Raw genomic sequence first — 25,370 nt, 5'->3', positions numbered from 1 at the left:
GCTCCCGGAAACCGAGGACGGCCCATGCGTGGCGCGCTCGGCGGCCCGCGCGTGCTTTTGAGGCGTCTCCGCGAGGTCATGGCGGAGCCGGTGAGCGCGCAGGACCGCCTCGACAAGATCGTGGTACTGATCGCGGCCAACATGGTGGCCGAGGTGTGCTCGGTCTATGTGCTGCGCGTCGACGGCACGCTCGAACTCTACGCCACCGAAGGCCTCAACCGCACCGCCGTGCATCTCACGGTAATGCGGATCGACGAGGGCCTCGTCGGCACGGTGGCGCGCGAGGCCGAGCCGATCAGCCTGTCCAACGCCCAGGCCCACCCGGCCTTCTCCTACCGGCCGGAAACGGGCGAAGAAATCTACCACTCCTTCCTTGGCGTGCCGATCTTGCGCGCCGGCAACACGCTCGGCGTACTGGTGGTGCAGAACCGTGCCCACCGCTCCTATACCGAGGAGGAGATCGAGGCGCTGCAGACCACGGCCATGGTGCTGGCCGAGATCATCGCCTCGGGCGAGCTCACCGCCATGGCGCTGCCCGGCGCCGAGCCGGCGGCGCGCCGACCGCTGCACCTCAAGGGCCTCGCCCTGTCGGAAGGCATCGGCCTCGGCCATGTGGTGCTGCACGAGCCGCGCATCGAGGTCACCAAGGTCATCGCCGACGACCTTCCCGGCGAATTGAAGCGGCTCGACGGGGCGGTCGAGACACTGCGCGCCTCCATCGACACCATGCTGGAGGATGAGGGCGTCGCCCGCGTCGGCGAGCATCGGGAAATTCTCGAAGCCTACCGCATGTTCGCGCACGATCGCGGCTGGATCGGCCGCATGCGCGAGGCGGTCATGACCGGCCTCACCGCCGAGGGCGCGGTGGAGCGCGTGCAGTCCGACACCCGTGCCCGCATGCTGCGCATGACGGACCCCTATCTGCGCGAGCGGATGCACGATCTCGACGATCTCGCCAATCGGCTGCTGCGCCAGCTCACCGGCCGCGCGGCGGGTTCCGAGCACATCAAGCTGCCGGACAATGCCGTCATCGTCGCCCGCAATATGAGCCCGGCGGCGCTGCTCGACTATGACCGCACGCGCATTCGCGGCCTGGTGCTGGAAGAAGGCGCGGCGACCAGCCACCTCACCATCGTGGCGCGGGCGCTCGGCATCGCCGCCGTCGGCCATATGGAGAACGTCGTCGGCCAGGTCGATGCCGGCGACGCGGTGATCGTCGACGGCGTCTCGGGCGAGGTGCATATCCGCCCGCCCGCCGATGTCGAGAACGCCTATGTCGACAAGGTGCGGTTCCGGGCCAAGCGGCTGGAGCGCTACGCCGCCCTGCGCGACGTGCCGACCGTCACCAAGGATGGCACCCCGATCGAACTGCACCTCAATGCCGGCCTGCTGGTCGACCTGCCGCATATCGCCGAGACCGGCGCCACCGGCATCGGCCTGTTCCGCACGGAACTGCAGTTCATGATCGCCTCCGCCTTCCCCCGCACCAATGAGCAGCTGAAGCTCTACCGCTCGGTGCTGGACGCGGCGGGAGAACGGCCCGTGGTGTTCCGCACCCTCGACATCGGCGGCGACAAGGTGCTGCCCTATATGCGGGCGATCGAGGAAGAGAACCCGGCGCTGGGCTGGCGGGCGATCCGCCTCGGCCTCGACCGGCCCGGCCTGCTCCGCAGCCAGATCCGCGCGCTCTTGCGCGCCGCCACCGGACGCGAGCTGCGCCTCATCTTCCCCATGGTGTCGGCGGTGGAGGAATATGATCGCGCCCACCACATCGTCGAGCGCGAACTCACCCATCTGCGCCGGCACGGCCACGGACTGCCCGAGCGGGTGCTGGTGGGGGTGATGCTGGAAGTGCCGGCGCTGCTGTTCCAGCTCGACCAGTTGTTCAGCCGGGTGGACTTCGCTTCGGTGGGCTCCAACGACCTCGTGCAGTTCCTCTATGCCGCCGATCGCGGCAATGCCCGCGTCGCCGACCGCTTCGACCCGCTCGCCCCCTCGGCATTGCGGGCGCTCAAGCTGATCATCGACAAGGCGGCGGAATACGGCAAGCCGGTCACGCTGTGCGGCGAATTGGCCTCGCGCCCGCTGGAAGCGCTGGCGCTCGCCGCCATCGGCTACCGCAAACTGTCAGTTTCCCCGGCGTCCTATGGCCCGGTCAAGGCGATGCTGCTCGAACTCGACCTGACCGCCGCTTCCGCCTTTGTCGAACCGCTGCTCGGCACGCGCGGCGAGGTGGCGTCGCTGCGCCCGCAGCTCGCCGCCTTCGCCGAGAAGGCCGGCCTGCCGCTGTGAGTGCCGCCGCGTGACCGCCCTGCCCGATGCCCGCCTCGACCAGCTCCTCGCGCGCCATGCCGAGATCGAGCACGCCCTCTCCGCCAGCCCGGAGGCGGAAACCTATGTGCGCCTCTCGCGCGAATTCGCCGACCTCTCGCCGCTGGTCGAGAGCGTGAAGGCGCTGCGCCGCGCCGAGCGTCAGCTCATCGAGGCGCGCGGCCTCGCCGTCGACGCGGCGGGCGACCGCGAGATGGCGGCGATGGCGCAGGAAGAGGCGGAGACGCTGGAGGAGGAGGTCGAGACCCTCTCCCACGCGGTGCGGCTCGCCCTGCTGCCCAAGGACGCGATGGACGAGCGCGGTGTCATCCTCGAAGTGCGCGCCGGCACGGGTGGCGACGAGGCGGCGCTGTTCGCCGGCGACCTCTTCCGCATGTATGAGCGCTTCGCCGGCCTTAATGGCTGGTCGGTCGAGGTGCTGTCGATGACCGAGGGCACGGCGGGCGGTTTCAAGGAAATCGTCGCCGGCCTGCACGGCTCCGGCGCCTACGCCAAGCTGAAATTCGAATCGGGCGTCCATCGTGTGCAGCGCGTGCCGGACACCGAGGCCTCCGGGCGCATCCACACCTCCGCCGCTACCGTCGCGGTGCTGCCGGAAGTGGAGGATGTCGATATCGAGATCAACGAATCCGACCTGCGCATCGACGTATTCCGCGCCTCCGGTGCCGGCGGCCAGCACGTCAACAAGACCGAAAGCGCGGTGCGCATCACCCACATTCCCACCGGCACCGTCGTCGCGGTGCAGGACGAGCGCTCGCAGCACAAGAACAAGGCGCGCGCCATGGGCATGCTGCGGGCGAGGATCTATGAGGCCGAGCGCGAGAAGCGCGACAGCGCCCGCGCCAGCGAGCGCAAGGTGCAGGTCGGCTCCGGCGACCGCTCCGAGCGTATCCGCACCTATAATTTCCCGCAGGGGCGCGTCACCGATCACCGCATCGGCCTCACCCTGCACAAGCTGCCGGAAATTCTCGCCGGCGACGCGTTGGGCGAACTCGTCGACGCGCTGACGACCGAATATCAGGCCGCACTGCTGGCGGAAGCCGAAAGCGCCGGCTGGGGCGAGCGGTGACCACCCGCACCGCCCTTCTGCGCGCCTTTGCCGCAGCCTTCGCCGAAAGCGGCATGGACGAGCCCGAGCGCGAGGCCCGCGCCCTGCTGCGTGGCGGCCTCGGCCTCACCGATCTCGACCTCGTGACACGAGGCGAACAGGACGTCGCGGACGAGGATGCGACCCGCCTTCGCGCCCTCGCGGAACGCCGTGCCCTTGGCGAACCGCTGGCCCGGCTGACCGGACGGCGTGAGTTCTGGAGCCTCGATCTCGCCCTCAGCCCTGAAACGCTGGTACCGCGCCCGGAGACGGAAACGCTGGTGGAGGCGGCGCTGTCGCTGTTCCCCGACCGGTCCGCCCCGCTGCGCCTTCTTGATCTCGGCACCGGCACCGGCGCCCTGCTCGCCGCGCTGTTGAGCGAGTATCCCGCCGCTTTCGGCGTAGGGGTAGACCTCGCGCCGGGCGCCGCCCGGCAGGCGCGCGCAAACCTTGCGACGCTTGGATTTGCCACGCGCGCGGCGGTGCTGGTGGGGCACTGGGGGGAGGCGCTCACTGGCGGCTTCGATCTCGTGGTCTCCAATCCGCCATACATTCCAAGCACCGATATCCCGACGCTGCAACGGGAGGTTCGGACGCACGACCCGCTCCTCGCGCTCGATGGCGGGCCGCAGGGGCTCGATGCCTACCGCGCCCTCGCGGTGGCGCTGCCCGGCCTCCTGGTGGCGGGCGGCTACGCGGTGCTGGAACTGGGCATCGGGCAGGAGCGCCAAGTGTCAGGACTGCTCGCCGCCGCCGGCCTCAGCGTCGAGGGCCCGGCACGCGCCGATCTCGCCGGAATCGCCCGCGCGATGATCGCCCGAAAGGCTTGATCGCGAGGAAGCGCCACAAAAAAGGGCTTGGAACACGATACCGAACCGATTAGTGTCTTTCGCAGGAATCGTCCTGAGACATCAACTGCCTCTTGGTGACTGGAACGCCGGCCGCTCATTTGTTCGGGTAGCTGTGCTCGTCGCTGGCAGTGGCGTTCAGCGCTTTGCGAAGAGCCTGGATGCGACCTGTTTCATTAAGGGGCGAACGCTCCAAGAGTTTATCGGCGTGGCTTCGGTTGCGCGATGAAACATGGGGTCGGCCGCAGCGCATCCGTGCGCGCGCCGGGTCTGGGCCGGAGAAATGCGGTTCGGACGGAGCGTCGTCGGCATGGCCGGCGACGATGCATCGTCGAGATGCGCTCCCATGGAAGAAGCCCGATGGTCGAGGTCGACCTGCGGCATGACTGGAGCCCCGCTGGGGTTCCGGCCTGCGGCAGCTTTTCCCCGGCTGACGGCGAGATTTGCCGCCGTGCCGTGACGATGGTTGAAGCCGAAGCAACGGCACAGCGGACACCGTGTGATTGACCCGCCCGTGTGGCACCGAACGGCACTGCCGTCCGGCTTTGTGGGGCACCAGAGACCAGCTCGATGCGAAATAACAATCAGCAGAAGCGTACGCGCGGCCGCAACAACGGCAATCGGCGCAGCCAGAATCCGCTTACCCGCGTTTATGAGTCGAACGGCCCGGACGTGAAGGTGCGCGGCACGGCCCAGCATGTCGTCGAGAAGTACCAGCAGCTCGCCCGCGACGCGCAGGCCTCCGGCGATCACGTGGCCGCCGAGAACTATCTGCAGCACGCCGAGCACTATTACCGCATCATCGCCGCCGCCCAGGCGCAGTTCGGGGTGCAGGGCCAGCCCTACCAGCGCAACGACGACGACGATTTCGACGACGAGATGGACGAGGGCGGCGCGGAGCCGCCGCAGGCCTATCAGGTTCGCGAGCCGCAGGCGCCGCGCGAGAACGGCTACCGCGAGAATGGGCACCGTGAAGGCGGCCCGCGTGAGGGCCAGCGCGATTTCCCGCGTGACCGCGACAATCGGCGCGACAATCGCGAGCGCGGTTCCGACCGCTATCAGGACCGGAACCAGGATCGCAATCAGGACCGCGGTCAGGATCGGAACCAAGACCGGAACCAGGACCGCCACGCCGAGCGCGGGCAGGATCGTGACCGGGGCGACCGCCCCGAGCGCAATGAGGGCCGCGAGGGCCGCTGGTCGCGCGACAACCGCCCCTACCGCGACAACCGGGCGCCCCGCGAGGGTGGCGAGGGCGGCTATCGCGACCCCGCCCAGCAGCCGCAGCCGCGCCTAGGGCCGGATGTGGAAGCCGAGATCGGCCTGCCGGCCTTCATCACCCAGAGCGGCGGCGCCGCCCCGGTGACCCCAGCGGCACCGCGCCGGAACGAGGCGCCGGCGGAAGCAACGGAGGCCAAGGCCACCGAAGCCCCGATCCCGGCCGCCGTGCCCGCTTCTCAGCCGGCGGCGGAGCCCGCGCCTGCAGAGGCGGCTGCCCCGGCAGCCCCCGCTCCGAAGGCGCCCGGCCGCAGCCGTGCCGCCAAGGCGGCCCCCGTGCCGGCGCCGGAGGAAGCCCCGGCCGAGGATGGCGAGGCCCGTGCGCCCCGCACCCGCCGCCGCCGCTACCGCCGCGCCGATGCGGAAGGTGAAGGCGAAGGCGCCGACACCGCCCCGGCGGAAGTCGCGGAGTGAGTTGACCCAAATGAAAAGGCCCGGCGCATGCCGGGCCTTTTTCGTTGCGGGAGCGCGTGTGGCGCCGGAAGGTTCAGACAGTGATGCGGAGCGAATCGCCCTCGGCGATGAGCCCACCCTGCTCGATCTCGGCGAAGACGCCGCAATCCGTATGGCCAAAGGTCCGCATCAGCGTTCCCGGCACGTCCATGTCGCGCTTGGCCGTCGCCGGGTCGACATTGGTGGCGGCGCAGCGGAAAATCCGCTGGGTGATCTTGAGTCGAACTTGGCTGCCGACTTCGATGGTGTGGCCGACCAGGTCGAACTCCTCCCACGGCTCCATGCCGTCGAGATAGAGGTTGCCGCGGAAGCGGAGCGGGTCCACGGGCCGGTCGATGATCTCGCCCAGCGCCCGGCAGCTCGCCAGATTGATCAGCGAGACATAGCCCTCGGTGGTGTCGACGAAGCGGAAGGCCGGCGGCGCCGCCAGCACGCGCGGCGCGCCGCGCAGCTCATAGCGCGAATAGCGCTGGAAGAACGCCTCGATCGCCTCCCGCCCCTCCGCCGTGTCAAGCCGGCCGCGCGCCACCTCGTCGCCGTCGAGGCGGATGACCAGCTCCGCCGCCGCGTCGTCGTAGCGGGCCTCAAGCGCCGCGAGCCGCTCATTGCGCATGAGCATCAGGAACTTGATCTTGGGCTGAAAGGCTGGTGCCTCCGGGATGAAGCCGGAAGGGCCGTTCTCGATGGCGTAGAGCCGGTCGCCGGGAAAGTACCCGCCCGCCTCAAGCTCGACCAGGTCGAGCCGCTCCGGCGTCAGCCCCTTCACGGGGTAACGGTAGATCGACTGGATGCTGGCGAAGCTGAGAGACTTCGGCGCCTCGTCAGCCGCGGTGAAAAGGTCGGCGTCGTCGGTCGATTCGCTCATCATGCCTCACCATATCGGCTCCGGGCGCCCACGTCAGCCGCAGCGGGCGACTCCGGCGGCCCGTGTTTTGCCTGTCGCAATTTTAGCTTTTCCTCGGGTTACGAATCCGTCTCAATGGATGGCGGGTTCCCTGCCGAAACCACCAGGAGGGGGTCATGCCGCGGCTCTTCACCGCCCTCGAAATTCCGGCCGACATCGCCGAACACCTGTCGATGCTGCGCGGCGGGCTTCCCGGCGCCCGCTGGATCAGCCCGGAATATTACCACGTCACGTTGCGCTTCATCGGCGATGTCGACCATGTGGTCGCCCGCGATGCCGCTGCCGCGCTGGACGAGATCGAACGCTTCGGCTTCGATCTCACTTTGTCGGGCGTCGACCAGTTCGGCAATCACAAGCCCCACTCGATCTTCGCCGGCGTGCAGGCCAACCCGGCGCTGACCGAGCTTCAGGCCGAGCACGAGCGGGCGATGAAGCGCATCGGCCTGCCGCCGGAAGGGCGCAATTTCCGCCCGCATGTCACCCTCGCCCGGCTACGCGATGCCGCGCCCCGGCAGGTGGCGGATTATCTCGCCCTGCGCGGCTATTTCCGCAGCAGCACCTTCGAGGTCTCGCGCTTCGTGCTCTATTCCTCGCGCGATTCCATCGGCGGCGGACCCTATCGGGTCGAGGCCGCCTATCCGCTGATGTGACGGCGCGCCCGTTGCGAAAGGCGAAGCCGGCAACCATGTCTTGGTTGCTGGCCCAGCCATGGGTCGTCCGGAGACCGAGATGAGCCAAAGAGCCGACCCTGCCCTTGATGCCGACCTTCTCGATGCCGATCCGCTAGGCACCGAACGCGAGGGGCTTTCCGGCGCCAGCGCGGCGGACGAGGCCCGGGTGCGCGCTGGCTTCTGGCCGAAGCTGGCCGGCGCGCTCTCGCGCATCCCTTTCGCCGAGGACGCGGCCGCCGCCTATTATTGCGCCTTGGACACTCAGACGCCAACGCGGGTGCGGGCGCTGCTGTTCGGCGCGCTCGCCTATTTCCTGCTCCCGACCGATGCGGTGCCGGATGTGTTTGTCGGCCTCGGTTTCACCGACGACGCGGCGGTGCTGGCGACGGCGCTCAATCTGCTCGCCAGCCATATAGGCGCCGACCACCGTGCGGCGGCCAAGGGCGCTCTGGCACGGCTGCGCGCCCGTTGACTGGCAGCTATCTTTGCCGCAGGCGCCGCTCCTGCCATCAATTCGCCGCTGCCCTTTCGCCAATTGATCAGCAAAGCCGTCCGATCGGGGCTCCAAGGGTTCACAGCCGCCAACAGCGCGGATATCCCTGAGCCGCTGAGACGGAGAATCACGCGGAGCCGCCGCTGGCGGCCCTTTAGGATACGGAGGATGCAGACCATGGCACGACGCACCGTGCGCGCCGCACTCGCCGGCCTGGCAATGGCATTGATCGGCATCGGCGGCGCCAGTGCCCAGGGTGCGCCAAAGCTCGTCACCCAGTCCGGGGATTGGGGCGTCTATCTCGACACCAGCGGCAGCGGCAAAATCTGCTACGCACTCTCCCAGCCCAAGACCCGCATGCCGGCGGGGCTGAAGCGCGATCCCGCCTATTTCTTCATCTCCACCCGCACCGCCGAGAATGTGAAGGGCGAGGTCAGCGTGGTCATGGGCTTCGCGCTGAAGGAAGGCACCGACGCCACACTGACCATCGGCACCAACAATTTCGACCTTTATACGCGCGGCACTGGCGCTTGGGTGCGCAACGTCGCGGAAGAGGCGCGGCTGGTGGATGCGCTGCGCAAGGGCAAGGACGTGGTGGTAAAGAGCACATCGGTGCGCGGCAACGTCACCACCGACACCTATTCGCTCAGCGGCATCTCGGCGGCCATCGACCGCGCCGCCCAGGAATGCCGCTGACGCGCCATCTGCGCCTGCTAGACTGCCGGCGGCGGCTTCGCGCCCCGCCATTCCCCGAGCGCCAATCTTCGAGGTGATCATGCCTGCCGAACTGCGGCTCATCCCCTGCCTCGCCGACAATTACGCGGTGCTGCTGCGCGACCCCGTGACCGAGGCCACCGCCGTCATCGACGTGCCGGAGGTGGCTCCCGTTCTGGCTGCGCTGGAACGCGAGGACTGGACGCTCACCCATATTCTCGTCACCCATCACCACACCGATCACATCGCCGGCGTCGAGGCGCTGAAAGAGCGTTTCGGCGCGACGGTGATCGGCCCGCGCAAAGAGCGCGACACCATTCCCGGCCTCGACTTCGCCGTGGTCGATGGCGATCCCGTCGCCGTCGGCGGGCTGGTCGGGCGGGTGATGGAGACGCCGGGCCACACCAAGGGGCACATCGTCTTCCTGTTCGAGGAGGAGCGCCTGCTGTTCTCCGGCGACACGCTGTTCGTCATGGGCTGTGGCCGCCCCTTCGAATGCGACCCGCCGGTGTTGTGGGAATCGCTCGCCCGGCTGCGCACCCTGCCGGACGACATCGCGGTCTATTGCGGGCACGAATACACCCTTTCCAATGCCCGCTTCGCGCTCAGCGTCGACCCCGACAACGCCGCCATCGCCGCGCGCCTTAGGGAAATCGAGGCGCAGCGCGCCGCCGGCACGCCGACCTTGCCGACCAGCATCGGCGCGGAAAAGGCGACCAATCCCTTCATGCGCGCCGATGATCCCGAACTCGCCGCCCGCATCGGCCTTCCCGGCGCCGAGCCGGGAGCGGTGTTCACCGAGCTGCGTAGCCTGAAGAACAGCTTCCGGGGCTGAGCGATGCGGCTGAACGGGTTTTCCGCCGCCGACATCGTCGCCCACCTCGGCCTTGTCCCCCACCCGGAGGGCGGGCATTACCGCGAGACCTTCCGCGATCCCCAGCTGACGCCGGACGGGCGTTCGGCCTCAACCGCCATCTATTTCCTGCTGGCGGCCGGTGAAGTGTCGCACTGGCACCGGGTGGATGCGGTGGAGATATGGCACTGGCACGCCGGCGCGGCGCTGGAACTCTCCATCGCGCCGGGCGATGCCGGGCCGGTCGTGCCGCATCGGCTCGGACCGGGCATTGACGCGGGCGAGGAGCCGCAGCGCATCGTCCCACGCGCCGCCTGGCAATCCGCGCGCAGCCTCGGCGACTGGACGCTGGTTGGCTGCACCGTGGCGCCCGGCTTCCAATTTGCCGGCTTCGAACTGGCCGCGCCCGGCTGGTCGCCGGGCTGAGCCGGGATCAGCGCCGCACCAGCAGCGTCGCCACCGCCGCGCCGCCGACGATGAGCGCGCAGGCGAGCCCCAGCGACCAGCTCAGCGCGGCGAAGCCCGCCAGCACCAGCAGCAGGGTCGAGAGCACCGGCGCCGCATAGGACATGACGCCGAGCAGGCGCATGTCGCCGCGTTTCATGCCGATGTCCCAGGTGTAGAAGGCGATGCCGACCGGGCCGATGCCGAGCGCCACCACCGCCAGCCACTCCCCTGCCCCCGCCGGCCACACGGACGGCTCGAACAGCGCATGGCAGAGCGCGGAGAGCGCGGCGGTGGCGAGGCAGAAGCCGGCTACCACCTCGGTCGGCACGCTGGCGAAGCGGCGCGAGGCGACCGAATAGACCGACCAGATCACCGCGCACAGCGCGGCAGCGAGATAGCCCGGCACATATTCCGGCGCGAAGCCGAAGCCGCCCGCCCGGGCGCCGAGCAGCACGACGGTGCCGGCCAGCCCCATGAGCGCGCCGATAATGTGCGCCGGCCGCAGCCTCTCCCCTGGCAGGAAAGCGGACATCAGCACGATGAGCAGCGGCCAGAGATAGGCGATGAGCCCCGCCTCGGCGGGAGGCGCCAGCTTCAGCGCCGAGAAATAGAAGAAATGATAGCCGAACAGCCCGCCCACGCCGTGCAGCCACACCGGCCAGGGCTGGCGCAGCACGCCAAGCCCGACGCCGCGCGCCACCGCCGTGACCAGACCGACCGCCCCGCCAATGGCGAAAGTGAGCGCGGTGAGCAGGAAGGGCGGCACCGCACCGGTGGAGGATGTCGTCAGCGCCAGCGTCGACCACAAGAGAATGGCACTGAAGCCAATCAGTGTGGCCATCTGGCGGGACAGGGAGCGGGCGGGAGCGGAGGGCGCGGAAGAGGGCATGGGAACACCTGTACGGGTGCTCCTTATGACCGGCGCGGCCGCGCACGCCAAGGGGCGTTTTCGGCCTGCCGCCGACCGGGAATCGCGCCGCGCACGGGAACCTCCGGCGCGGGGGCCGATTACCAAACGTCACCCCTGTTCCGAGGAGTTCCCCCTGATGATCGTCGCTCGTACCCTCGCCCCGGCCCTCGCCCTTGCCGCGCTGTTCGCCGTGCCGGCGTATGCCCAGACGCAGGCTCCGGCCACCGGCATCGACGACGCGCTGCGTATCGCCCGCGACAATGGCGTGGCGCACGTCACCAAGATCGAGCTGGATGATGCCAAGTGGGAAGTGGAAGGGATGAACGCCGCCCAGCGCAAGATCGAGATCGACATCGATCCCGCGACGGGCAAGGTGCTCAAGACCGACACCCGCTAACGGGCATCGAGCCGCCCGCCGCCGCGGCGGGCGGCGTTCGGCTCAGCTGAGCAGCTGACCGCCATTGGCGGAGAGGGTCGAGCCGGTGATGAAGCCGGCGTCGTCGGCGGCGAGGAACACCACGCAGCGGGCGATTTCTTCCGCCTGGCCGAGCCGCCCGACGGGAATCTGGGGCAGGATGCTCTTCTCCAGCACGTCCTTGGGCACCGCCAGCACCATCTCGGTGGCGATATAGCCGGGGCAGATGGCGTTTACAGTGATGCCCTTGCGCGCGACTTCCTGCGCCAGCGCCTTGGTGAAGCCGATCTCGCCGGCCTTGGCGGCGGAATAATTGGTCTGGCCCATCTGGCCCTTCTGGCCGTTGATGGAGGAGATGTTGACGATGCGGCCGAAACCGCGCTCGCGCATGTCCTCGATCACGTTGCGGCACATGTTGAACACCGAGGTCAGATTGGTGTTGAGCACCGCGTGCCAGTTCTCCGGCGACATCTTGTGCAGCATGCCGTCGCGGGTGATGCCGGCATTGTTCACCAGCACCTCGACCGGGCCCAGCTTCTCCGTCACCTCTGCAATGCCCGCCTTGCAGGCCTCGAAGTCGGACACGTCCCATTTGAAGGTCGCAATGCCGGTTTCCGCCGTGAACGCTGCCGCTGCTGCGTCATTGCCGGCATAATTGGCAGCGACCGTATAGCCCGCCGCCTTGAGGGCCTTGCCGATGGCCGCGCCGATACCGCGCGTTCCGCCCGTGACCAATGCAACTCGCGCCATGTCTCCCCCCTCTGGCGTCCCTTTCCCAAGGGAACTCGCGACGGTTGTACGTCGATTTGTGACGGCGGCAAGGCGTCACCCGCCCTGCCGCCGGGTTCGGTTGGAGCCACGGCCGATGCCCGCCGCGACCGTCCGCCTCAGTCGCGCTCAAGACACATGGCGATGCCCATGCCGCCGCCGATGCACAGCGTGGCGAGCGCCTTCTTGGCGTCGCGCTTCTCCATCTCATAGAGCAGCGTGGTGAGGATGCGGGCGCCCGAGGCGCCGATCGGGTGCCCGATGGCGATGGCGCCGCCATTGACGTTCACCTTGTCGGTGTCCCAGCCGAGGTCCTTGTTCACCGCGCAGGCCTGCGCCGCGAAAGCCTCATTGGCCTCGATCAGGTCGAGATCGGCGGCGCCCCAGCCGGCCTTTTCCAGCGCGCGGCGAGAGGCGGGAATCGGCCCAGACCCCATGATGGCGGGATCGACGCCGGCCTGCGCCCAGGAGACGATGCGCGCCAGCGGCTTCTTGCCCGCGCTCGCGGCCCGGGCGGCGGACATGAGCACCACGGCGGCGGCGCCGTCATTGATGCCGGAGGCATTGCCGGCGGTGACCGTGCCGTCCTTGGAGAAGGCGGGGCGCAGCTTGGTCATCGCCTCGATGGTAGCGCCATGGCGCGGGTATTCGTCATCGGCGACCACGATATCGCCCTTGCGCGAGGCAATGGTCACCGGGACGATTTCGTCCTTGAAGCGGCCGGCCTTCTGCGCCGCCTCAGCCTTGTTCTGCGAACGGACGGCGAAGCTGTCCTGCTCGTCGCGAGTGATCTGCCACTGGCGGGCGACGTTCTCCGCGGTGGTGCCCATGTGATAGCCGTTGAAGGCGTCCCACAGGCCGTCCTTGATCATGGTGTCGACCATCTCAAGGCTGCCCATCTTGGTGCCGTTGCGCAGATGCGCGCAGTGCGGCGCCTGGCTCATCGATTCCTGGCCGCCGGCGACGACGATGTCGCTGTCGCCATTGAGGATCGCCTGATAGCCGAGGGCAACGGCACGCAGGCCCGAGCCGCAGAGCTGGTTGACGCCCCAGGCCGGGCTTTCCACCGGGATGCCGGCCGCCACCGAGGCCTGGCGCGCCGGGTTCTGGCCCGCGCCGGCCGTGAGGATCTGGCCCATGATGGTCTCGCTCACCTCGCCCGGCGCGACGCCCGCGCGCTCCAGCGCGGCCGCGATGGCGATCTTGCCCAGCTCATGGGCGGGCAGCGACGAGAGCGCGCCGTTGAACGCGCCGACCGCCGTGCGCGCGGCGCCGACAATGACGATGCCGTCTTTCATGAATGACGTCCTCCGGTACCGTTCCTGGATGCGGGCTCGGCCTCCCGGCCGGCGCCTCACCTTGTTATTTAGGTGTGACAGCATCGTGGTGGCCACCTGTGATCCATGTCAATGGCAGGCGGATATTCTTGACGTGAGGTCAGGCGTGCGCTGCACCCTGCCTTCGCGCGCGCCACAGGGCGCCACAATTCCTGTAGCCGGGCGGCGGGAAACGTCCTAGAGTTTTCAATGGGAAACGATCAAGGCGACTGGATCACAATGGCAAAATCCACCGAACCCGTCACCATCAAGAAATACGCGAACCGCCGCCTCTACAATACCGGCACGAGCACCTATGTAACGCTCGAAGACCTCGCGCAGATGGTCAAGAACGGCGAAGACTTCGTCGTCTACGACGCCAAGACTTCCGACGATATCACCCATTCCGTGCTGACCCAGATCATCTTCGAGCAGGAAGGCAAAGGCCAGAACCTGCTTCCGATCAATTTCCTTCGCCAGATCATCCGCTTCTATGGCGACAGCATGCAGATGCTGGTGCCGCGCTATCTCGACATGTCGATCGAAAATTTCAGCAAGGAACAGAACAACCTGCGGGAACACTTCACCAAGACGCTCGGCATTGGCGGCATGGGAGGTATAGGCGGGTTCGGCATGCTGGAAGAACAGGTGCGGCGCAACATGGAAATGTTCGACCGCACCTTCAAGATGTTCTTGCCGAACGGGCGCGACGAGGCGCCCACCGCGCCTGCAGCGCCGGCCGCTCCGCAGGCGGGTGATTTCGACGAGTTGCGCCGCCAGGTGGCGGATATGCAGAAGCGGCTCGACAAGCTCGGCGACGCCGGCAAGAAGGACTGATCCGGTGGGGAAACGGCCGCGCCGGCTCTCGGCCGGCCCGGCGGCGCCGCCTCACGTCACGCGCGAGGTCTCCCTCACCACCGACCGTGGCAAGCCGGGATGCGGCGCCGGCGCCTGTGGGTCAGGGCTGCGCCACGGAATTGGCGGTGACGACTGTGGCATCGCCCGTGGCGGCCCCACTCGCCGGCACCTGAACCACGGGCAGCCCCGAGGTCACCTGCGCCGCGCGGACACGGTCCAGCCCGACAAAGCGGATGCCGGCCACCTCGACATTGGATGGCGGCGCGGCCTGGCCTTGCGCGGCGCGCGCGATCAGGCCGCGCAGTTCCGGCGCCATCTCCGCCAGCTGGGCAAATTTGGCGTGGTTATAGCCGTCGACCGACTTCACTTTCGACATATCGACGACGACGGCGCCCAGCTCGACCAGTTCGGCATCCTGGGTGTAAGCACCGAGACGGGGCTTGTCGCCAGCGATGAAGTTGGAGAAGGCCAGCGCCTTGTCGTCGCTCGACACGATGACGATGAAGGGCTTGGGCGGCTTGCCGAAGCGCTTGAGCTGGCTCTTGAACACGTCGACATCGATGTCCGGCGCGGCCAGCACAATGTTGCCGATCTTCTCCACCGGCAGGCGCTTGCCGGAGATCTGGATCTGCCGCAGCGCCTCCACCGTCACCCAATTGCCCATGGAATGCGCGACGATGCTCACCTGGTCGGCGCCGCTATCGAAGACGAGGCGGATCGTCTCTTCCAGCCGGTCGCGGGCCGCCGTGGCGCTGTTATTGTCGTAGACATAGTCGGCGACTTCGCCGCGCGACGCCCAGGTGAACAGAACCGCGACGCCCGTGGCCTTGGAATCCTCGGCCATCTGGGTGAGGCGATAGAGCGCCTCGGAGAACAGCGTGTTGTAGCCGTGAACGAAAATCACCGCCTGCCGCTTGCCGGCCGGGTATTTCGCCAGCTCGCTCTTGAGATCGGCGGTGAATTCCTTCGGCGTCTCGCGATAGACCGCCTCGCGCACCACCATGTCGGTGGCGGGATTGGGCGGCGACTTGGTCGGCGCCTCCACCATGCCGGATTTGTGAGTAGGCGGAACGCTGACCTGAACCTTGGCGAAGCTCAGTTCCGGGGTGCGCTCGCCATTGTAGAACACGCCGGGCCGCGGGTCGCGCGCACGGGCCGAGGCCACCAGCAGCGTGTGGGTGCTGATGCTGACATCCTCGTCGGTAATGACGGAGAGCGCGTCCGGCCCCGGGCGCCCGGCACATCCGGCCAGCACAGGCGCGATCAGCGCCAGCGCCACAATCCAAACGAAGCCGCTGCGCGATCCACGACTAGACTTACGCGACACGACAGGCTCTCCGTTCGACGCGCCCGATGATCACCCCTTCACAGGGGCGGCCGGCACGATAGCAGTGGCGACCCTACAAGGATACGGCACCAACGCTTCTGGATCGTTACCGCCACGCGGGGAAAATGCCGGCTGAACACGCGAAAGCCGGCCCGAGGGCCGGCTTCAGACAGATCGGCACGGGTCCGGGGCGATCAGGCCTCGGCCTTGACCTTCAGAACCTGACGGCCCTTGTACATGCCGGTCTTCAGGTCGAGGTGGTGCGGACGGCGCAGCTCGCCCGAATCCTTGTCCTCGATATAGGTCGGCTTGGCGAGGGCGTCGGCGGAACGGCGCATGCCGCGACGCGACGGGCTGGTTTTCTTCTTCGGAACTGCCATGGTCTTCTCCTGTCCCGGCCTGGCTCACGCCCAGTCGGAAGGGCCGCGCCGGATGGTGCGTAATTCGAGTGGCGGCTTATACAGACTCATGGGCGCGAGCGAAAGGGGCTGACGCAATTCTGTCGCACGCTTCCCGCGCGGCGCGTCTTACAGGCAGGAGGTCAGCTCCGGCCCCTCGCGCGGAATGCGCGCCTGCAGGTTTCCCGCAAGCCGGTTCAGCCCTCGTCCCGGCTTGCCGGCGTTGCGATTGTGCGGGTTGGGCAGCATGACCGCGAGCAGTGCCGCCTGCCGTCCGGTCAGATCGCGGGCGGAGCGACCGAAGGCCCGCTGCGCCCCGGCCTCAACGCCGAACTCCCCATCCGGCCCCCATTCGGCGATGTTGAGGTAAATCTCCAATTGGCGATGCTTGGTCATCACCGCGTTCAGATAGAGCGCCAGTGGCAGCTCCAGCCCCTTGCGGATAACGCTGCGGCCGTTCCACAGGAACAGGTTCTTGGCGAGCTGCATGGTAATGGTGGAGGCCCCGCGCGGCGCGTTGAGCCCGTCCGATTCGTCGATCACCCCCTGCAATTCCACCATGTCGATGCCGGAATGGGAGCAGAAGCGCGCATCCTCCGAGGCCAGCACGGAACGGATGAGCGTCGGCGAAATCTCGTCGAGAGGCAGCCACACCCGTTCCACAGACTGGCCGGTGGCCCAGCGGCCGAGCATCAGCGTGGAGGGCGCGGGCAGCACATTATAGAGAAGACCAAGCACGAGCGGGGTCGCCACCACCACGAGTGCGATCTTCCAGACCCAGCTCCACACCCGACCCATGCGTTCTCCCCGCCCCGGGCACTGTAGCTGCCCCGCTTCCGCCGGTCGACCGGGACAGGATGCGGCAATCGCCTCGCTTGACCCCACCGCCCGCCTCGGGCACGCAACGCATTACCCCTCTTGAACGATCCCTCGGTCCGATGCCCGCTGTCGAAAACCGCCCGCCCCTCGCCGTTGCACTCGCCGCCACCGCCGATTCCGTCGCGGCCTATATCGACGGCGCCATCGCCCGCAGCGGAGCGCCCGGCGCGCGTCTGTCGGCGGCCATGCGGCACGCGACCCTCGCCGGCGGCAAAAGGCTGCGCCCCTTCCTGGTGATCGAATCGGCAGCCCTGTTCGGTGTCCCCTCGCATGCGGCGATGCCGGCTGCGGCGGCGCTGGAGTGCATCCACTGCTACTCGCTGGTGCATGACGACCTGCCGGCCATGGACAATGACGATATGCGGCGCGGCCGGCCCACCGTGCACCGCGCCTATGACGAGGCCACTGCGATTCTGGCGGGCGACGGGTTGCTGACCCTCGCCTTCGAGATCCTCGCGGAGGAAGCGACCGACCCTGATCCGGCGGTGCGTCTCGCCCTCGTCTCCAGCCTGGCCCGCGCGGCGGGAGTGGCAGGGATGATCGGCGGGCAGATGCTCGACCTCGCCGCCGAAGGCCGGTTCGCGGAAGGCGCGGCGCACGGCGTTCCGCTCGATCTGCCGGCTGATTCCATCATCGAACTGCAGGCGATGAAGACCGGCGCGCTGCTGCACCAGGCCTGCGAAGCGGGGGCGCTGCTGGGGCGGGCCAGCCCCTGTGAGCGCGCCAGCCTCGACCGCTACGCCCGCGCGGTCGGCCGCGCCTTCCAGATCGCCGACGACCTGCTTGATGTAGAGGGCGAGGCGGGGCTGGTGGGCAAGGCCGTGGGCAAGGATGCCGCCGCCGGCAAGGCCACATTGGTCGGAAAGCTGGGCATTGACGGCGCGCGGGCAGAGCTGGCGCGGTTAGTCAGCGAGGCGGAAGCGGCCCTCGCCGACTTTGGCAGCGCGGCCACACTTCTCGTGGAAGCGGCATTTTTCATCGCCGATCGGCGCAATTAGGACTTTCATCATCTCGACGGAACGATAAGTTCCGGGCAATGTTGTACCGAACGAGACCGTCCGCGCCGCGCGACGCGACCGTTTCCTGGAGGTTGAGATGCGTGTCGCCCTGTTCGCCATTGCCGCTCTTGTCGCCGGCTCCGCCGTCGTCGCCACGGCTCCTGCTCAGGCGCAGGACAGCAACCGCATCATCATCCGCAAGCTGCCGCCGCGCTCCTATCTCGATCCCGGCCCGGTGGTGAAGCCTGGCACGGCACGCGACCTCAACTACATCTATGTCGCCCAGTCGGTGTATCCGCAGTATGGCAATGATGGTGGCATCACCGGCATTCGCTGGCCGCTGCCGAGCCGCTTCGATCTGCCGGGCTACTGATTCGCCCCGTTTTTTCGGCGCCTTTGCCTGATGACATCAAAGCCCGGCTCGTGCCGGGCTTTTTCATGGACCGAGCCGCGACACAAAAGGTCGGACAGCAAAAAGCCCGGCACGAGCCGGGCTTTTCATCAGGTGGAGCGGGTCCGGCGACTCAGTTGGCCTTGTCGAGCTCGGCGAGGATGGCATCGCCCATGCCTGACGTGCCGACCCGGGTTTTGCCCTCGGAATAGATATCCGCCGTGCGCACGCCGCCCGCCAGCACGCCGGCGATCGCCGCTTCGATGCGGTCGGCGGCTTGCAGCTCGCCGAAGGAATAGCGCAGCGCCATGGCCAGCGAGCCGATCATGGCGATCGGATTGGCAAGCCCCTTGCCGGCGATATCAGGCGCGGCACCGTGCACGGGCTCATAAAGCGCGCGGCGACGGCCGGAGACCTCCTCGACCCCGCCCAGCGAGGCGGAGGGCAGCATGCCGAGCGAGCCGGTGAGCATCGCCGCCACGTCCGAGAGAATGTCGCCGAACAGATTGTCGGTGACGATGACGTCGAACTGCTTGGGCGCACGCACCAGCTGCATGCCGCAGGAATCCGCCAGCTGATGCTCCAGCTGCACATCCTCGTAAGCCGAGCCGTGCACCTCGCTCACCACCTGCTTCCACAGCAGGCCGGTCTTCATCACATTGTGCTTCTCGGTGGAGACCACCTTGTTGCGACGGGTGCGGGCGAGCTCGAAGGCGACGCGGGCGATGCGCTCGATCTCATAGGATTCATAGACCTGAGTGTCGACGGCGCGCTTCTGGCCATCGCTGAGGTCGGTGATGGTCTTGGGCTCGCCGAAATAGACGCCGCCGGTCAGTTCGCGCACGATCAGCACGTCGAGACCCTCGACCAGCTCGCGCTTGAGGCTGGAAGCGTCGGCGAGCGCGGGATAGCAGACGGCGGGGCGCAGATTGGCGAAAAGCTGCAGGTCCTTGCGCAGCCGCAGCAGGCCCGCCTCCGGCCGGTCCTCATAGGGCACATTCGCCCATTTGGTGCCGCCCACGGCGCCGAGCAGGATCGCGTCCGCCGCGAAGGCCTTGGCCATCGCCTCCTCGGAAATCGGCTGGCCACAGGAATCATAGGCGGCCCCGCCGACGAGGTCTTCCTCGATGGCGAAGGAGGCGACGCCGCGCCGGTCGAGCCAGTCAATGACCCGCTTCACCTCGGCCATCACTTCGACGCCGATACCGTCGCCGGGAAGGAGCAGGAGCTTGTGGGTCGCCATGGTTTCCTCGCATTCGCCTTGGGGGCTTCGCCTCTGTCTCAGGCGAAGCGTTGCTAATCGCTAAGCCTGACGCTGGCAAGACATTGGCCGGTCCGGCACCGGCGAGGGCCTACTCGCGCGGCAGAAAAAAGCCGCTGGCGCGCAAACGCCAGCGGCCTGGAGCCGGATCCGATTAAAGCAAGACGAGCGGATCGCGCTCGAGTGGGACGAGTTTAGGCGACACCCCGAGGGGTGGCCGGGGGGCATGCCGGCAACCCCTTCTACGTAGCCTCTGCCCGGTTAGATCGTCTTGCGCGACATTTCTCCCGCGATGAAATCCGCCTGGCGCAGCGCCAGGGCGACGATGGTCAGCGTCGGGTTCTCGGCGCCGCCGGTGGTGAACTGGCTGCCGTCGGAGATGAACAGGTTCGGGATGTCGTGCGTTTGCCCGTGCTTGTTCACCACGCCGTCGCGCGCCTTCTCGCTCATCCGGTTGGTGCCGAGATTATGCGTCGAGGGGTAAGGCGGCGTCGGGAAGGTGCGCACCGCGCCCACCGAATCATAGATCGCCGCGCCGCGGCCATAGGCGTGATTGCGCATCGCGACATCGTTGGGGTGATCGTCGAAATGCACATTGGCGACCGGCAGGCCGTACTGGTCCTTCACGTCGGTGTTCAGCGTGACGCGGTTGGTCTCCTGCGGCATGTCCTCGCCGACGATCCACAGCCCGGCCATGTTGACGTAGCCGTCCATGGCGGAGGTGAAGGAACGGCCCCAGCCGCCGGGATCGAGGAAAGCGGCCATGAACGGCACGCCGAGCGAGAGCGTCTCCATCTCGTAGCCGCCGGCAAAGCCGCGCTTGGTGTCGTTCCTGGCCTCATCGCGGACGATGCCAGCCATGGTGGTGCCGCGATACATGTGCACCGGCTTCTCGAAGATGCCGTAGACCGAGCCGGTCATGTGCCGCATGTAGTTGCGCCCCACCTGCCCCGAGGAATTAGCGAGGCCGTCCGGGAACTGGCTGCTGGCGGAGTTGAGCAGCAGGCGCGGGCTTTCGATGGAGTTGCCGGCCACGGCGACGATGCGTGCCTTCTGGCGCTGGGTCTTGCCATCCTTGTCGACATAGACGACGCCGGTGACCTTGCCGGAGGCATCGTGCTCGATCTTCTGCACCATGCTCTGCGGGCGCACTTCCAGATTACCGGTGGCCTCGCCGCGCGGAATCTCGGCGATCAGCGTCGACCATTTCGCGCCCGACTTGCAGCCCTGGAAGCAGAAGCCGATCTGCTGGCAGGAGCCGCGATCTGCGCGCGGCTCGCTGTTGATCGCCATCCGGCCGGTCGAGACCTCCTGGTAGCCGATCTTCTTCGCCCCGGCCTCGAACACCTTGAAGTTGTTGTTGCCGGGCAGGCCGGGAATGCCGTTGGTGCGGGTCACGCCCATCCGGTCCTCGGCCTTGGCGTACCAGGGTTCCAGCTCGGCCAGCGTGATCGGCCAGTCGAGCAGATTGGCGCCGTCAATGTCGCCATAGGTGGTGCGGGTCTTGAACTCGTGTTCCTGGAAGCGCAGCGAAGCGCCGGCCCAGTGCACGGAGGAGCCGCCCACCGCCTTGACGATCCAGGCGGGGAGGTTGGGAAAGTTCTTGTGCACCCGCCACGAGCCGGAGGTGGTGCGCATGTCTTTCCAGGCGAGCTGGGAGAAGCTCTCCCACTCGTTGTTGACGAAGTCTTCCATGTTGTGGCGCTGACCAGCTTCAAGGATCACCACCTTGATGCCCTTGAGCGCCAGCTCGGTGCCGAGCGTGCCGCCGCCGGCGCCGGAGCCGACGATGACCACAACGGAATCGTCATTCAGATCGAAGGGTGCGGACATGGATTTCGTCTCCCCTCACAGCCAGGCGATGTCGTTGAAGCCGCGGTCGATGTAACCGCCCTTGTCGGCCGAGGAGCCCTCATAGCCGAAGATCGGCCACACCTCCTCCTGGTTGTAGAGGCCGACCACGAGACCGCCGCGCACCTTCTGGAAAAAGGCGCTGTCCTCGATCTCGCGCAGCACCGCCACCCGCTGGTCCTCCCAGCCGATATCGGCATAGGCCGCGCCGTATTTGGCCTTGGACAGCGTGTCGAGCGTGATCACGCCGTCCTCGACCAGCGCTTTGAGCGCCGGGTCCTTCGCCGCGTCCGCCTCATAGGGCTTCATGGCGATGGCGTAGAAGCGGTCGGGCACGCGGTCATGCGGGTAGACGTCGCGCGCCATGACGATGAGCGTGCGCATGGTCTCCGGCTTCAGCGTGGTGACTTCCAGCCCCCACGCCTCGCGCGGGTTGAGCACGGCCGCTCCGCTCACCATCAGCGCGCCGGCGGCACCGAGGCCGGCGAGCACGGCGCGGCGTGACGGACCGCGCCTGTCGATCAGTGTTGGCATTGTTACCTCCCGGGTAATTTTATGTATTATTTTTCTATTCACGCACCGCTTGGCGTATCGGCGCGGTCGTTCAGCGGTAGCGGCCGTGTTTTTGTAGCACCTCGATCTTGTAGCCGTCGGGATCGGTGACGAAGAAGAACTTGGCGAGCAGCGCGCCCTCGTGGAAAAACTCCTTGACCGGCTGCGGATTAAGGCCAGCTTCTGTGAAGCGCGCATGCTCAGCGTCGAGATCGTCCACCACGAAGGCGATGTGCCCATAGCCGTCGCCCAGCACATAGGGCTCGGTGCGGTCGTGGTTGATGGTCAGCTCGACCTCGAAATCGGCTTCCGGATTGCGGAGATAGACCAGCGTGAAGCCGTCAAAGGGAAGCCGCTGCGCGATCGTGAGCCCGAAGGCCCGCGCGTAGAAATCCACCGAGCGCGCCTCGTCGAGCACGCGGATCATCGAATGAATGGCCTTCGCCACCTGTACCTCCGACCTTGAACCTCATTCGGCGACGCAGGTCGCCTTGACGAGGATGCTAGGCCCGGGAGGAAGCGGCAGGTGGTAGACCGCTAACACATCACCACGATGTGCATTGCCGGCGCGGCATGCCTGCCGCCTATTCGGCGGCGTGGAGATGCAGCCGGGCGCTCTCGCAGAGGTAGCGCTCGCGGGCGGCTGCGGGGGCGATGCCGGCGGGGCGCAGCTCGGCGAGGTAGATCAGGCAAGAGCAGCGCAGCAGCGAGGCGAAGTTGCGCACCTCGCCATGCAGGTCGAGCACCTCGTCATGCAGCTTGGTGACGAATTTGCCCACGCTCATGCCCTGATGGGCGGCGACCTCTTCCAGCACGGTCCAGAAGGCGGCTTCGAGGCGGATCGAGGTGGAATGGCCGCCAATGCGCACCGAGCGCGTCTGGCTCTCATAGGTTTCGGGCGCCTGGCCGGCGAAGATGTGGCACATGGAGCGTCTCCCGGGGTGTTCTCGTTTTGAACGATTCCATCCCGAGACGCGGGCGCTGTAAAGCGAAAAGGCGGTGTGACCCGGCTCAGCCTTGCCGGCGCGCCGTTACCTCGATCTCGATCTTCATCTGCGGTTGCAGCAACCCAGCGACGATGAGCGTGGCGGCGGGGCGGGCCTTGGCGAAATACTGACCGAAGATCGGAAAGACGGTCGCGGCATAGTCCGCCTCGGTCACGATGTAGCGCACGCGCACCACATCATCGAGGCTGGCGCCCGCCTCAGCCAGCGCAGCGGCGATGTTGCGGAAGCAGCCATGGGTCTGCGCCACCAGATCCTCCGGCAGCTCCATGGCGGCATAATCATAGCCGGTGGTGCCGGAGACGAAGATGTCGTTCCCGTCCACCACGGCGCGGGAATAACCGGCCTCCGCCTCGAAGGCGGAGCCGGAGGAGATACGGCGACGCTCGGTCATTCAAGCCTCCCGGGCACCGCCACGCGGCGGCGTCATGCTCACGCCCAAGGGCACTCAGGCCCACGGGCGCTCCTCGGCGAGCTTTTCCTCATAGGACGCGATCTTGTCCGCCTTCTCCTGGGTGAGGCCGATATCGTCGAGGCCGTTGAGCAGGCAGTGCTTGCGGAACGGGTCGATGTCGAACGAGATCGAGCCGCCGTCCGGGCCGGTGATGGTCTGGCTTTCGAGATCGACGGTGATCTTGGCATTGGCGCCGCGCGCCGCGTCGTCAAACAGCGCCGCCAGTTGCTCCGGCGTCACCCGGATCGGCAGGATGCCGTTCTTGAAACAGTTATTGTAGAAGATGTCGGCAAAGGAGGTGGAGATCACGCAGCGAATGCCGAAGTCGAGCAGCGCCCAGGGCGCGTGCTCGCGGGAAGAGCCGCAGCCGAAATTATCACCGGCGATCAGGATCTGCGCGCCCTTATAGGCCGGCTTGTTGAGCACGAAATCAGGATTGTCCGAGCCGTCTTCCTTGTAGCGCAGTTCGGAGAACAGCCCGGTGCCGAGCCCGGTGCGCTTGATCGTCTTCAGATACTGCTTCGGAATGATCATGTCGGTATCGACATTGACCAGATGCAGCGGCGCCGCGACGCCGGTCAGGGTGGTGAACTTGTCCACGGCACTCTCCTCAGATTCCGGAGGCGGCGCGTGCCGCTCTCCGTCAGATATTCCGCCTTCGCCTTCCGCCTGCGCAGCTGATGTGCCCTGACCGCACGCCTTCCGCAAGCTGAACCTGCGCGGGAATCAGCGGCGCGGCAGCATGCGGCGCAGCACGTCGTCCTTGAGAACGTGGTGGTGCACCAGAGCCGCCGCCGCGTGCAGCAGGGCCAGCACGACCAGCGCGTTCGCCAGCAGTTCGTGCCACTCGATGACCTGGCCGGCGGCCGTCCGGTCCACCTCCACCGGGGAGGGAATCGTGAACAGGCCGAAGAACGTCACCTCATTGCCGCGCAGGAAGGCGAGATAGATGCCGACCAGAGGTGTCGCGACCAGCAGGACATAAAGCAGCACATGAACCGTCGTCGAGGCCAGGTGAACCGGCCGCGACAGGGCCGCCGAAGGCGGCGGCACCGGCCCGACAAGCCGCGCGACAAGGCGCAGGATGACGAAGCCGAGGATCGTCAGACCCACGGAGATGTGGGTCCACCAGATCAGGGCGCGCCCAGGCGTGCCGCGCGCGAAGAAATCTTCGAGATAGGTGACGCCATAAGTGACGACGATGGCCAGCACCGTCAGCCAGTGAAGCGCCCGCAGCGGCAGGCTATAGCAAGGCTCGGCAGAGGGGACGGATGAAGGGTTTGACATGGGCTGTGCCTCGTCTCTCACATTTGGAGAGATTCTAAGCAGAGCCTTACTCCGTTCCCATGCGGTCCGCTACGTATCCGCCTCCTCCTCGATCCGCTCCATGTCCTCGTCCGACAGGCCGAAATGGTGGCCGATCTCGTGGACAAGCACATGGGTGACGATATCGCCCAGCGTCTCCTCATTCTCCGCCCAATAGTCGAGGATCGGGCGGCGGTAGAGGAAGATCATGTTGGGCAGCACGCCGGTCGCCAGTTCGTAGCCCTGCGCCAGACCGATGCCCTGGAACAGGCCGAGCAGATCGAACGGCGTTTCCGCCTCCATCTCCTTCAGCACCTCGTCGGTGGGGAAATCCTCGACGCGGATGACGAGATTGCCGCACAGGGCGCGGAACTCCTCCGGCAGGCGGGCATAGGCCTCCTCGGCCATGGCCTCCATCTCCCCCAGCGAGGGCGCCCCGCGCTTCAGCCAGTCCGCACTCATGGTCTCACCGCAGATAGGTCACGAGAAGATAGACGGCGAGCGCGAAGGCGACGACCACGGCGAGGCCCCGCCCGATGCGACGGCCCCACACTTCCGTGGGGTCGTCGGGCGGTGGTTCCCAGAACGGATCGCCCCTCATCGC

General features: G+C 67.3%; 30 protein-coding genes. 13 read left to right on the top strand and 17 right to left on the bottom strand.

All coding sequences use genetic code 11. The features are described from left to right. Nucleotides 1–24 precede the first annotated feature (24 nt). The 4 genes from ptsP (at nucleotide 25) to ACO07Z_RS17895 (ending at nucleotide 5,958) form a co-directional block, all read left to right on the top strand. Nucleotides 25–2,292 carry a phosphoenolpyruvate--protein phosphotransferase gene (gene ptsP, locus ACO07Z_RS17910; protein ID WP_421699941.1) on the top strand — a complete coding sequence of 756 codons (2,268 nt, stop codon included), beginning with the start codon at nucleotides 25–27 and terminating at the stop codon, nucleotides 2,290–2,292. 10 nt (nucleotides 2,293–2,302) lie between these two features. Continuing rightward, nucleotides 2,303–3,400, top strand: a complete 1,098-nt coding sequence (gene prfA / locus ACO07Z_RS17905) for a peptide chain release factor 1 (RefSeq protein ID WP_421699940.1) — start codon at nucleotides 2,303–2,305, stop codon at nucleotides 3,398–3,400. Then, entirely contained in the window at nucleotides 3,397–4,248 is an 852-nt protein-coding gene (gene prmC, locus ACO07Z_RS17900) for a peptide chain release factor N(5)-glutamine methyltransferase (RefSeq protein ID WP_421699939.1), read from the top strand. Before prfA ends, prmC begins: the two co-directional genes overlap by 4 nt. A gap of 588 nt (nucleotides 4,249–4,836) precedes the next feature. Further along, nucleotides 4,837–5,958: a DUF4167 domain-containing protein gene (locus tag ACO07Z_RS17895; protein ID WP_421699938.1), complete on the top strand. Its 1,122-nt coding sequence runs from the start codon at nucleotides 4,837–4,839 to the stop codon at nucleotides 5,956–5,958. Nucleotides 5,959–6,031: 73 nt separating this feature from the next. Here the strand turns inward: ACO07Z_RS17895 and ACO07Z_RS17890 are convergent, their stop codons facing one another. Further along, the gene (locus tag ACO07Z_RS17890; RefSeq protein WP_421699937.1) at nucleotides 6,032–6,865 is read right to left on the bottom strand and encodes an MOSC domain-containing protein; all 834 of its coding nucleotides are present in this window, start codon (nucleotides 6,863–6,865) and stop codon (nucleotides 6,032–6,034) included. Between the two features lie 152 nt (nucleotides 6,866–7,017). Between ACO07Z_RS17890 and thpR the strand changes: the two genes are divergently transcribed. The 5 genes from thpR (at nucleotide 7,018) to ACO07Z_RS17865 (ending at nucleotide 10,058) form a co-directional block, all read left to right on the top strand. Further along, entirely contained in the window at nucleotides 7,018–7,551 is a 534-nt protein-coding gene (gene thpR / locus ACO07Z_RS17885) for an RNA 2',3'-cyclic phosphodiesterase (protein WP_421699936.1), read from the top strand. A gap of 79 nt (nucleotides 7,552–7,630) precedes the next feature. Continuing rightward, on the top strand, nucleotides 7,631–8,044 hold the full coding sequence (locus ACO07Z_RS17880; protein WP_421699935.1) for a YkvA family protein: 414 nt from the start codon (nucleotides 7,631–7,633) through the stop codon (nucleotides 8,042–8,044). 198 nt (nucleotides 8,045–8,242) lie between these two features. Beyond that, entirely contained in the window at nucleotides 8,243–8,761 is a 519-nt protein-coding gene (locus ACO07Z_RS17875; protein ID WP_421699934.1) for an invasion associated locus B family protein, read from the top strand. 79 nt (nucleotides 8,762–8,840) lie between these two features. Further along, a complete protein-coding gene (gene gloB, locus ACO07Z_RS17870; RefSeq protein ID WP_421699933.1) occupies nucleotides 8,841–9,614 on the top strand; it encodes a hydroxyacylglutathione hydrolase in 774 nt (257 codons plus the stop codon). 3 nt (nucleotides 9,615–9,617) lie between these two features. Beyond that, entirely contained in the window at nucleotides 9,618–10,058 is a 441-nt protein-coding gene (locus ACO07Z_RS17865; protein ID WP_421699932.1) for a cupin domain-containing protein, read from the top strand. Between the two features lie 7 nt (nucleotides 10,059–10,065). Here the strand turns inward: ACO07Z_RS17865 and ACO07Z_RS17860 are convergent, their stop codons facing one another. Further along, nucleotides 10,066–10,968 carry a DMT family transporter gene (locus ACO07Z_RS17860; protein ID WP_421699931.1) on the bottom strand — a complete coding sequence of 301 codons (903 nt, stop codon included), beginning with the start codon at nucleotides 10,966–10,968 and terminating at the stop codon, nucleotides 10,066–10,068. Between the two features lie 157 nt (nucleotides 10,969–11,125). Here ACO07Z_RS17860 and ACO07Z_RS17855 point away from each other — a divergent pair, with 157 nt between their 5' ends. Next, entirely contained in the window at nucleotides 11,126–11,386 is a 261-nt protein-coding gene (locus ACO07Z_RS17855; protein ID WP_421699930.1) for a PepSY domain-containing protein, read from the top strand. Between the two features lie 42 nt (nucleotides 11,387–11,428). On the opposite strand, the gene phbB is transcribed toward ACO07Z_RS17855, so the two are convergent. Together phbB and ACO07Z_RS17845 are read right to left on the bottom strand one after the other, a co-directional pair. Then, entirely contained in the window at nucleotides 11,429–12,154 is a 726-nt protein-coding gene (phbB, locus tag ACO07Z_RS17850; protein ID WP_421699929.1) for an acetoacetyl-CoA reductase, read from the bottom strand. Between the two features lie 137 nt (nucleotides 12,155–12,291). Beyond that, nucleotides 12,292–13,470 (bottom strand): acetyl-CoA C-acetyltransferase, encoded by a 1,179-nt coding sequence (locus ACO07Z_RS17845; protein ID WP_421699928.1) that lies wholly within the window; start codon nucleotides 13,468–13,470, stop codon nucleotides 12,292–12,294. Between the two features lie 258 nt (nucleotides 13,471–13,728). Here ACO07Z_RS17845 and phaR point away from each other — a divergent pair, with 258 nt between their 5' ends. Then, nucleotides 13,729–14,325 (top strand): polyhydroxyalkanoate synthesis repressor PhaR, encoded by a 597-nt coding sequence (gene phaR, locus ACO07Z_RS17840; protein WP_421700839.1) that lies wholly within the window; start codon nucleotides 13,729–13,731, stop codon nucleotides 14,323–14,325. Between the two features lie 121 nt (nucleotides 14,326–14,446). On the opposite strand, the gene ACO07Z_RS17835 is transcribed toward phaR, so the two are convergent. From ACO07Z_RS17835 to ACO07Z_RS17825, 3 genes are all read right to left on the bottom strand, one after another. Beyond that, nucleotides 14,447–15,673, bottom strand: a complete 1,227-nt coding sequence (locus ACO07Z_RS17835) for an alpha/beta hydrolase (protein WP_421699927.1) — start codon at nucleotides 15,671–15,673, stop codon at nucleotides 14,447–14,449. Between the two features lie 194 nt (nucleotides 15,674–15,867). Continuing rightward, entirely contained in the window at nucleotides 15,868–16,053 is a 186-nt protein-coding gene (rpmF, locus tag ACO07Z_RS17830) for a 50S ribosomal protein L32 (RefSeq protein WP_018387408.1), read from the bottom strand. A gap of 147 nt (nucleotides 16,054–16,200) precedes the next feature. Then, the gene (locus ACO07Z_RS17825) at nucleotides 16,201–16,869 is read right to left on the bottom strand and encodes a biosynthetic peptidoglycan transglycosylase (protein WP_421699926.1); all 669 of its coding nucleotides are present in this window, start codon (nucleotides 16,867–16,869) and stop codon (nucleotides 16,201–16,203) included. Between the two features lie 140 nt (nucleotides 16,870–17,009). Between ACO07Z_RS17825 and ACO07Z_RS17820 the strand changes: the two genes are divergently transcribed. Both ACO07Z_RS17820 and ACO07Z_RS17815 read left to right on the top strand, forming a co-directional pair. Continuing rightward, nucleotides 17,010–17,948 carry a polyprenyl synthetase family protein gene (locus ACO07Z_RS17820; protein ID WP_421699925.1) on the top strand — a complete coding sequence of 313 codons (939 nt, stop codon included), beginning with the start codon at nucleotides 17,010–17,012 and terminating at the stop codon, nucleotides 17,946–17,948. Between the two features lie 97 nt (nucleotides 17,949–18,045). Further along, a complete protein-coding gene (locus ACO07Z_RS17815; RefSeq protein WP_421699924.1) occupies nucleotides 18,046–18,321 on the top strand; it encodes a hypothetical protein in 276 nt (91 codons plus the stop codon). 151 nt (nucleotides 18,322–18,472) lie between these two features. Here the strand turns inward: ACO07Z_RS17815 and leuB are convergent, their stop codons facing one another. The 10 genes from leuB to ACO07Z_RS17765 all read right to left on the bottom strand — a co-directional run bounded on the left by leuB (nucleotide 18,473) and on the right by ACO07Z_RS17765 (nucleotide 25,367). Next, complete coding sequence (gene leuB / locus ACO07Z_RS17810) at nucleotides 18,473–19,582, bottom strand: 3-isopropylmalate dehydrogenase (RefSeq protein ID WP_421699923.1); 1,110 nt, start codon at nucleotides 19,580–19,582, stop codon at nucleotides 18,473–18,475. Nucleotides 19,583–19,861: 279 nt separating this feature from the next. After that, nucleotides 19,862–21,433 carry a GMC family oxidoreductase gene (locus ACO07Z_RS17805; RefSeq protein ID WP_421699922.1) on the bottom strand — a complete coding sequence of 524 codons (1,572 nt, stop codon included), beginning with the start codon at nucleotides 21,431–21,433 and terminating at the stop codon, nucleotides 19,862–19,864. A gap of 15 nt (nucleotides 21,434–21,448) precedes the next feature. Next, complete coding sequence (locus ACO07Z_RS17800; RefSeq protein ID WP_421699921.1) at nucleotides 21,449–21,985, bottom strand: twin-arginine translocation signal domain-containing protein; 537 nt, start codon at nucleotides 21,983–21,985, stop codon at nucleotides 21,449–21,451. Between the two features lie 70 nt (nucleotides 21,986–22,055). After that, complete coding sequence (locus ACO07Z_RS17795; RefSeq protein ID WP_244375156.1) at nucleotides 22,056–22,451, bottom strand: VOC family protein; 396 nt, start codon at nucleotides 22,449–22,451, stop codon at nucleotides 22,056–22,058. Between the two features lie 136 nt (nucleotides 22,452–22,587). After that, the gene (locus tag ACO07Z_RS17790) at nucleotides 22,588–22,929 is read right to left on the bottom strand and encodes a ribbon-helix-helix domain-containing protein (RefSeq protein ID WP_421699920.1); all 342 of its coding nucleotides are present in this window, start codon (nucleotides 22,927–22,929) and stop codon (nucleotides 22,588–22,590) included. Between the two features lie 85 nt (nucleotides 22,930–23,014). Beyond that, nucleotides 23,015–23,401, bottom strand: coding sequence for a RidA family protein (locus tag ACO07Z_RS17785; RefSeq protein WP_307021055.1), 387 nt, complete (start codon nucleotides 23,399–23,401; stop codon nucleotides 23,015–23,017). A 54-nt stretch (nucleotides 23,402–23,455) separates the two neighbouring features. Further along, complete coding sequence (gene leuD / locus ACO07Z_RS17780) at nucleotides 23,456–24,061, bottom strand: 3-isopropylmalate dehydratase small subunit (protein WP_421699919.1); 606 nt, start codon at nucleotides 24,059–24,061, stop codon at nucleotides 23,456–23,458. 126 nt (nucleotides 24,062–24,187) lie between these two features. Then, a complete protein-coding gene (locus tag ACO07Z_RS17775; RefSeq protein ID WP_421699918.1) occupies nucleotides 24,188–24,748 on the bottom strand; it encodes a cytochrome b in 561 nt (186 codons plus the stop codon). Nucleotides 24,749–24,817: 69 nt separating this feature from the next. Further along, nucleotides 24,818–25,228: a metallopeptidase family protein gene (locus ACO07Z_RS17770; protein WP_421699917.1), complete on the bottom strand. Its 411-nt coding sequence runs from the start codon at nucleotides 25,226–25,228 to the stop codon at nucleotides 24,818–24,820. Nucleotides 25,229–25,232: 4 nt separating this feature from the next. Further along, the gene (locus ACO07Z_RS17765) at nucleotides 25,233–25,367 is read right to left on the bottom strand and encodes a hypothetical protein (protein ID WP_421699916.1); all 135 of its coding nucleotides are present in this window, start codon (nucleotides 25,365–25,367) and stop codon (nucleotides 25,233–25,235) included. Nucleotides 25,368–25,370: the final 3 nt, after the last annotated feature.

It is taken from the genome of Ancylobacter sp. (genome assembly GCF_965229075.1).
In the GTDB taxonomy this organism is placed as follows: domain Bacteria; phylum Pseudomonadota; class Alphaproteobacteria; order Rhizobiales; family Xanthobacteraceae; genus Ancylobacter.
The sequence above is the reverse complement of the archived record's forward strand: the minus strand, read 5'-3'. Positions and strand labels throughout refer to the sequence as shown.

Coding starts and splice junctions, on each gene's coding strand:
- ACO07Z_RS17815 (WP_421699924.1), top strand. CDS start 18,046: ATGCGTGTCGCCCTGTTCGCCATTGCCGCTCTTGTCGCCGGCTCCGCC.
- phaR (WP_421700839.1), top strand. CDS start 13,729: ATGGCAAAATCCACCGAACCCGTCACCATCAAGAAATACGCGAACCGC.
- ACO07Z_RS17820 (WP_421699925.1), top strand. CDS start 17,010: ATGCCCGCTGTCGAAAACCGCCCGCCCCTCGCCGTTGCACTCGCCGCC.
- ptsP (WP_421699941.1), top strand. CDS start 25: ATGCGTGGCGCGCTCGGCGGCCCGCGCGTGCTTTTGAGGCGTCTCCGC.
- ACO07Z_RS17805 (WP_421699922.1), bottom strand. CDS start 21,433: ATGTCCGCACCCTTCGATCTGAATGACGATTCCGTTGTGGTCATCGTC.
- ACO07Z_RS17865 (WP_421699932.1), top strand. CDS start 9,618: ATGCGGCTGAACGGGTTTTCCGCCGCCGACATCGTCGCCCACCTCGGC.
- ACO07Z_RS17790 (WP_421699920.1), bottom strand. CDS start 22,929: ATGTGCCACATCTTCGCCGGCCAGGCGCCCGAAACCTATGAGAGCCAG.
- ACO07Z_RS17880 (WP_421699935.1), top strand. CDS start 7,631: ATGAGCCAAAGAGCCGACCCTGCCCTTGATGCCGACCTTCTCGATGCC.
- ACO07Z_RS17875 (WP_421699934.1), top strand. CDS start 8,243: ATGGCACGACGCACCGTGCGCGCCGCACTCGCCGGCCTGGCAATGGCA.
- phbB (WP_421699929.1), bottom strand. CDS start 12,154: ATGGCGCGAGTTGCATTGGTCACGGGCGGAACGCGCGGTATCGGCGCG.
- ACO07Z_RS17860 (WP_421699931.1), bottom strand. CDS start 10,968: ATGCCCTCTTCCGCGCCCTCCGCTCCCGCCCGCTCCCTGTCCCGCCAG.
- ACO07Z_RS17800 (WP_421699921.1), bottom strand. CDS start 21,985: ATGCCAACACTGATCGACAGGCGCGGTCCGTCACGCCGCGCCGTGCTC.
- leuB (WP_421699923.1), bottom strand. CDS start 19,582: ATGGCGACCCACAAGCTCCTGCTCCTTCCCGGCGACGGTATCGGCGTC.
- gloB (WP_421699933.1), top strand. CDS start 8,841: ATGCCTGCCGAACTGCGGCTCATCCCCTGCCTCGCCGACAATTACGCG.
- thpR (WP_421699936.1), top strand. CDS start 7,018: ATGCCGCGGCTCTTCACCGCCCTCGAAATTCCGGCCGACATCGCCGAA.
- ACO07Z_RS17765 (WP_421699916.1), bottom strand. CDS start 25,367: ATGAGGGGCGATCCGTTCTGGGAACCACCGCCCGACGACCCCACGGAA.
- ACO07Z_RS17785 (WP_307021055.1), bottom strand. CDS start 23,401: ATGACCGAGCGTCGCCGTATCTCCTCCGGCTCCGCCTTCGAGGCGGAG.
- rpmF (WP_018387408.1), bottom strand. CDS start 16,053: ATGGCAGTTCCGAAGAAGAAAACCAGCCCGTCGCGTCGCGGCATGCGC.
- ACO07Z_RS17890 (WP_421699937.1), bottom strand. CDS start 6,865: ATGATGAGCGAATCGACCGACGACGCCGACCTTTTCACCGCGGCTGAC.
- ACO07Z_RS17845 (WP_421699928.1), bottom strand. CDS start 13,470: ATGAAAGACGGCATCGTCATTGTCGGCGCCGCGCGCACGGCGGTCGGC.
- ACO07Z_RS17775 (WP_421699918.1), bottom strand. CDS start 24,748: ATGTCAAACCCTTCATCCGTCCCCTCTGCCGAGCCTTGCTATAGCCTG.
- ACO07Z_RS17855 (WP_421699930.1), top strand. CDS start 11,126: ATGATCGTCGCTCGTACCCTCGCCCCGGCCCTCGCCCTTGCCGCGCTG.
- ACO07Z_RS17770 (WP_421699917.1), bottom strand. CDS start 25,228: ATGAGTGCGGACTGGCTGAAGCGCGGGGCGCCCTCGCTGGGGGAGATG.
- ACO07Z_RS17895 (WP_421699938.1), top strand. CDS start 4,837: ATGCGAAATAACAATCAGCAGAAGCGTACGCGCGGCCGCAACAACGGC.
- ACO07Z_RS17825 (WP_421699926.1), bottom strand. CDS start 16,869: ATGGGTCGGGTGTGGAGCTGGGTCTGGAAGATCGCACTCGTGGTGGTG.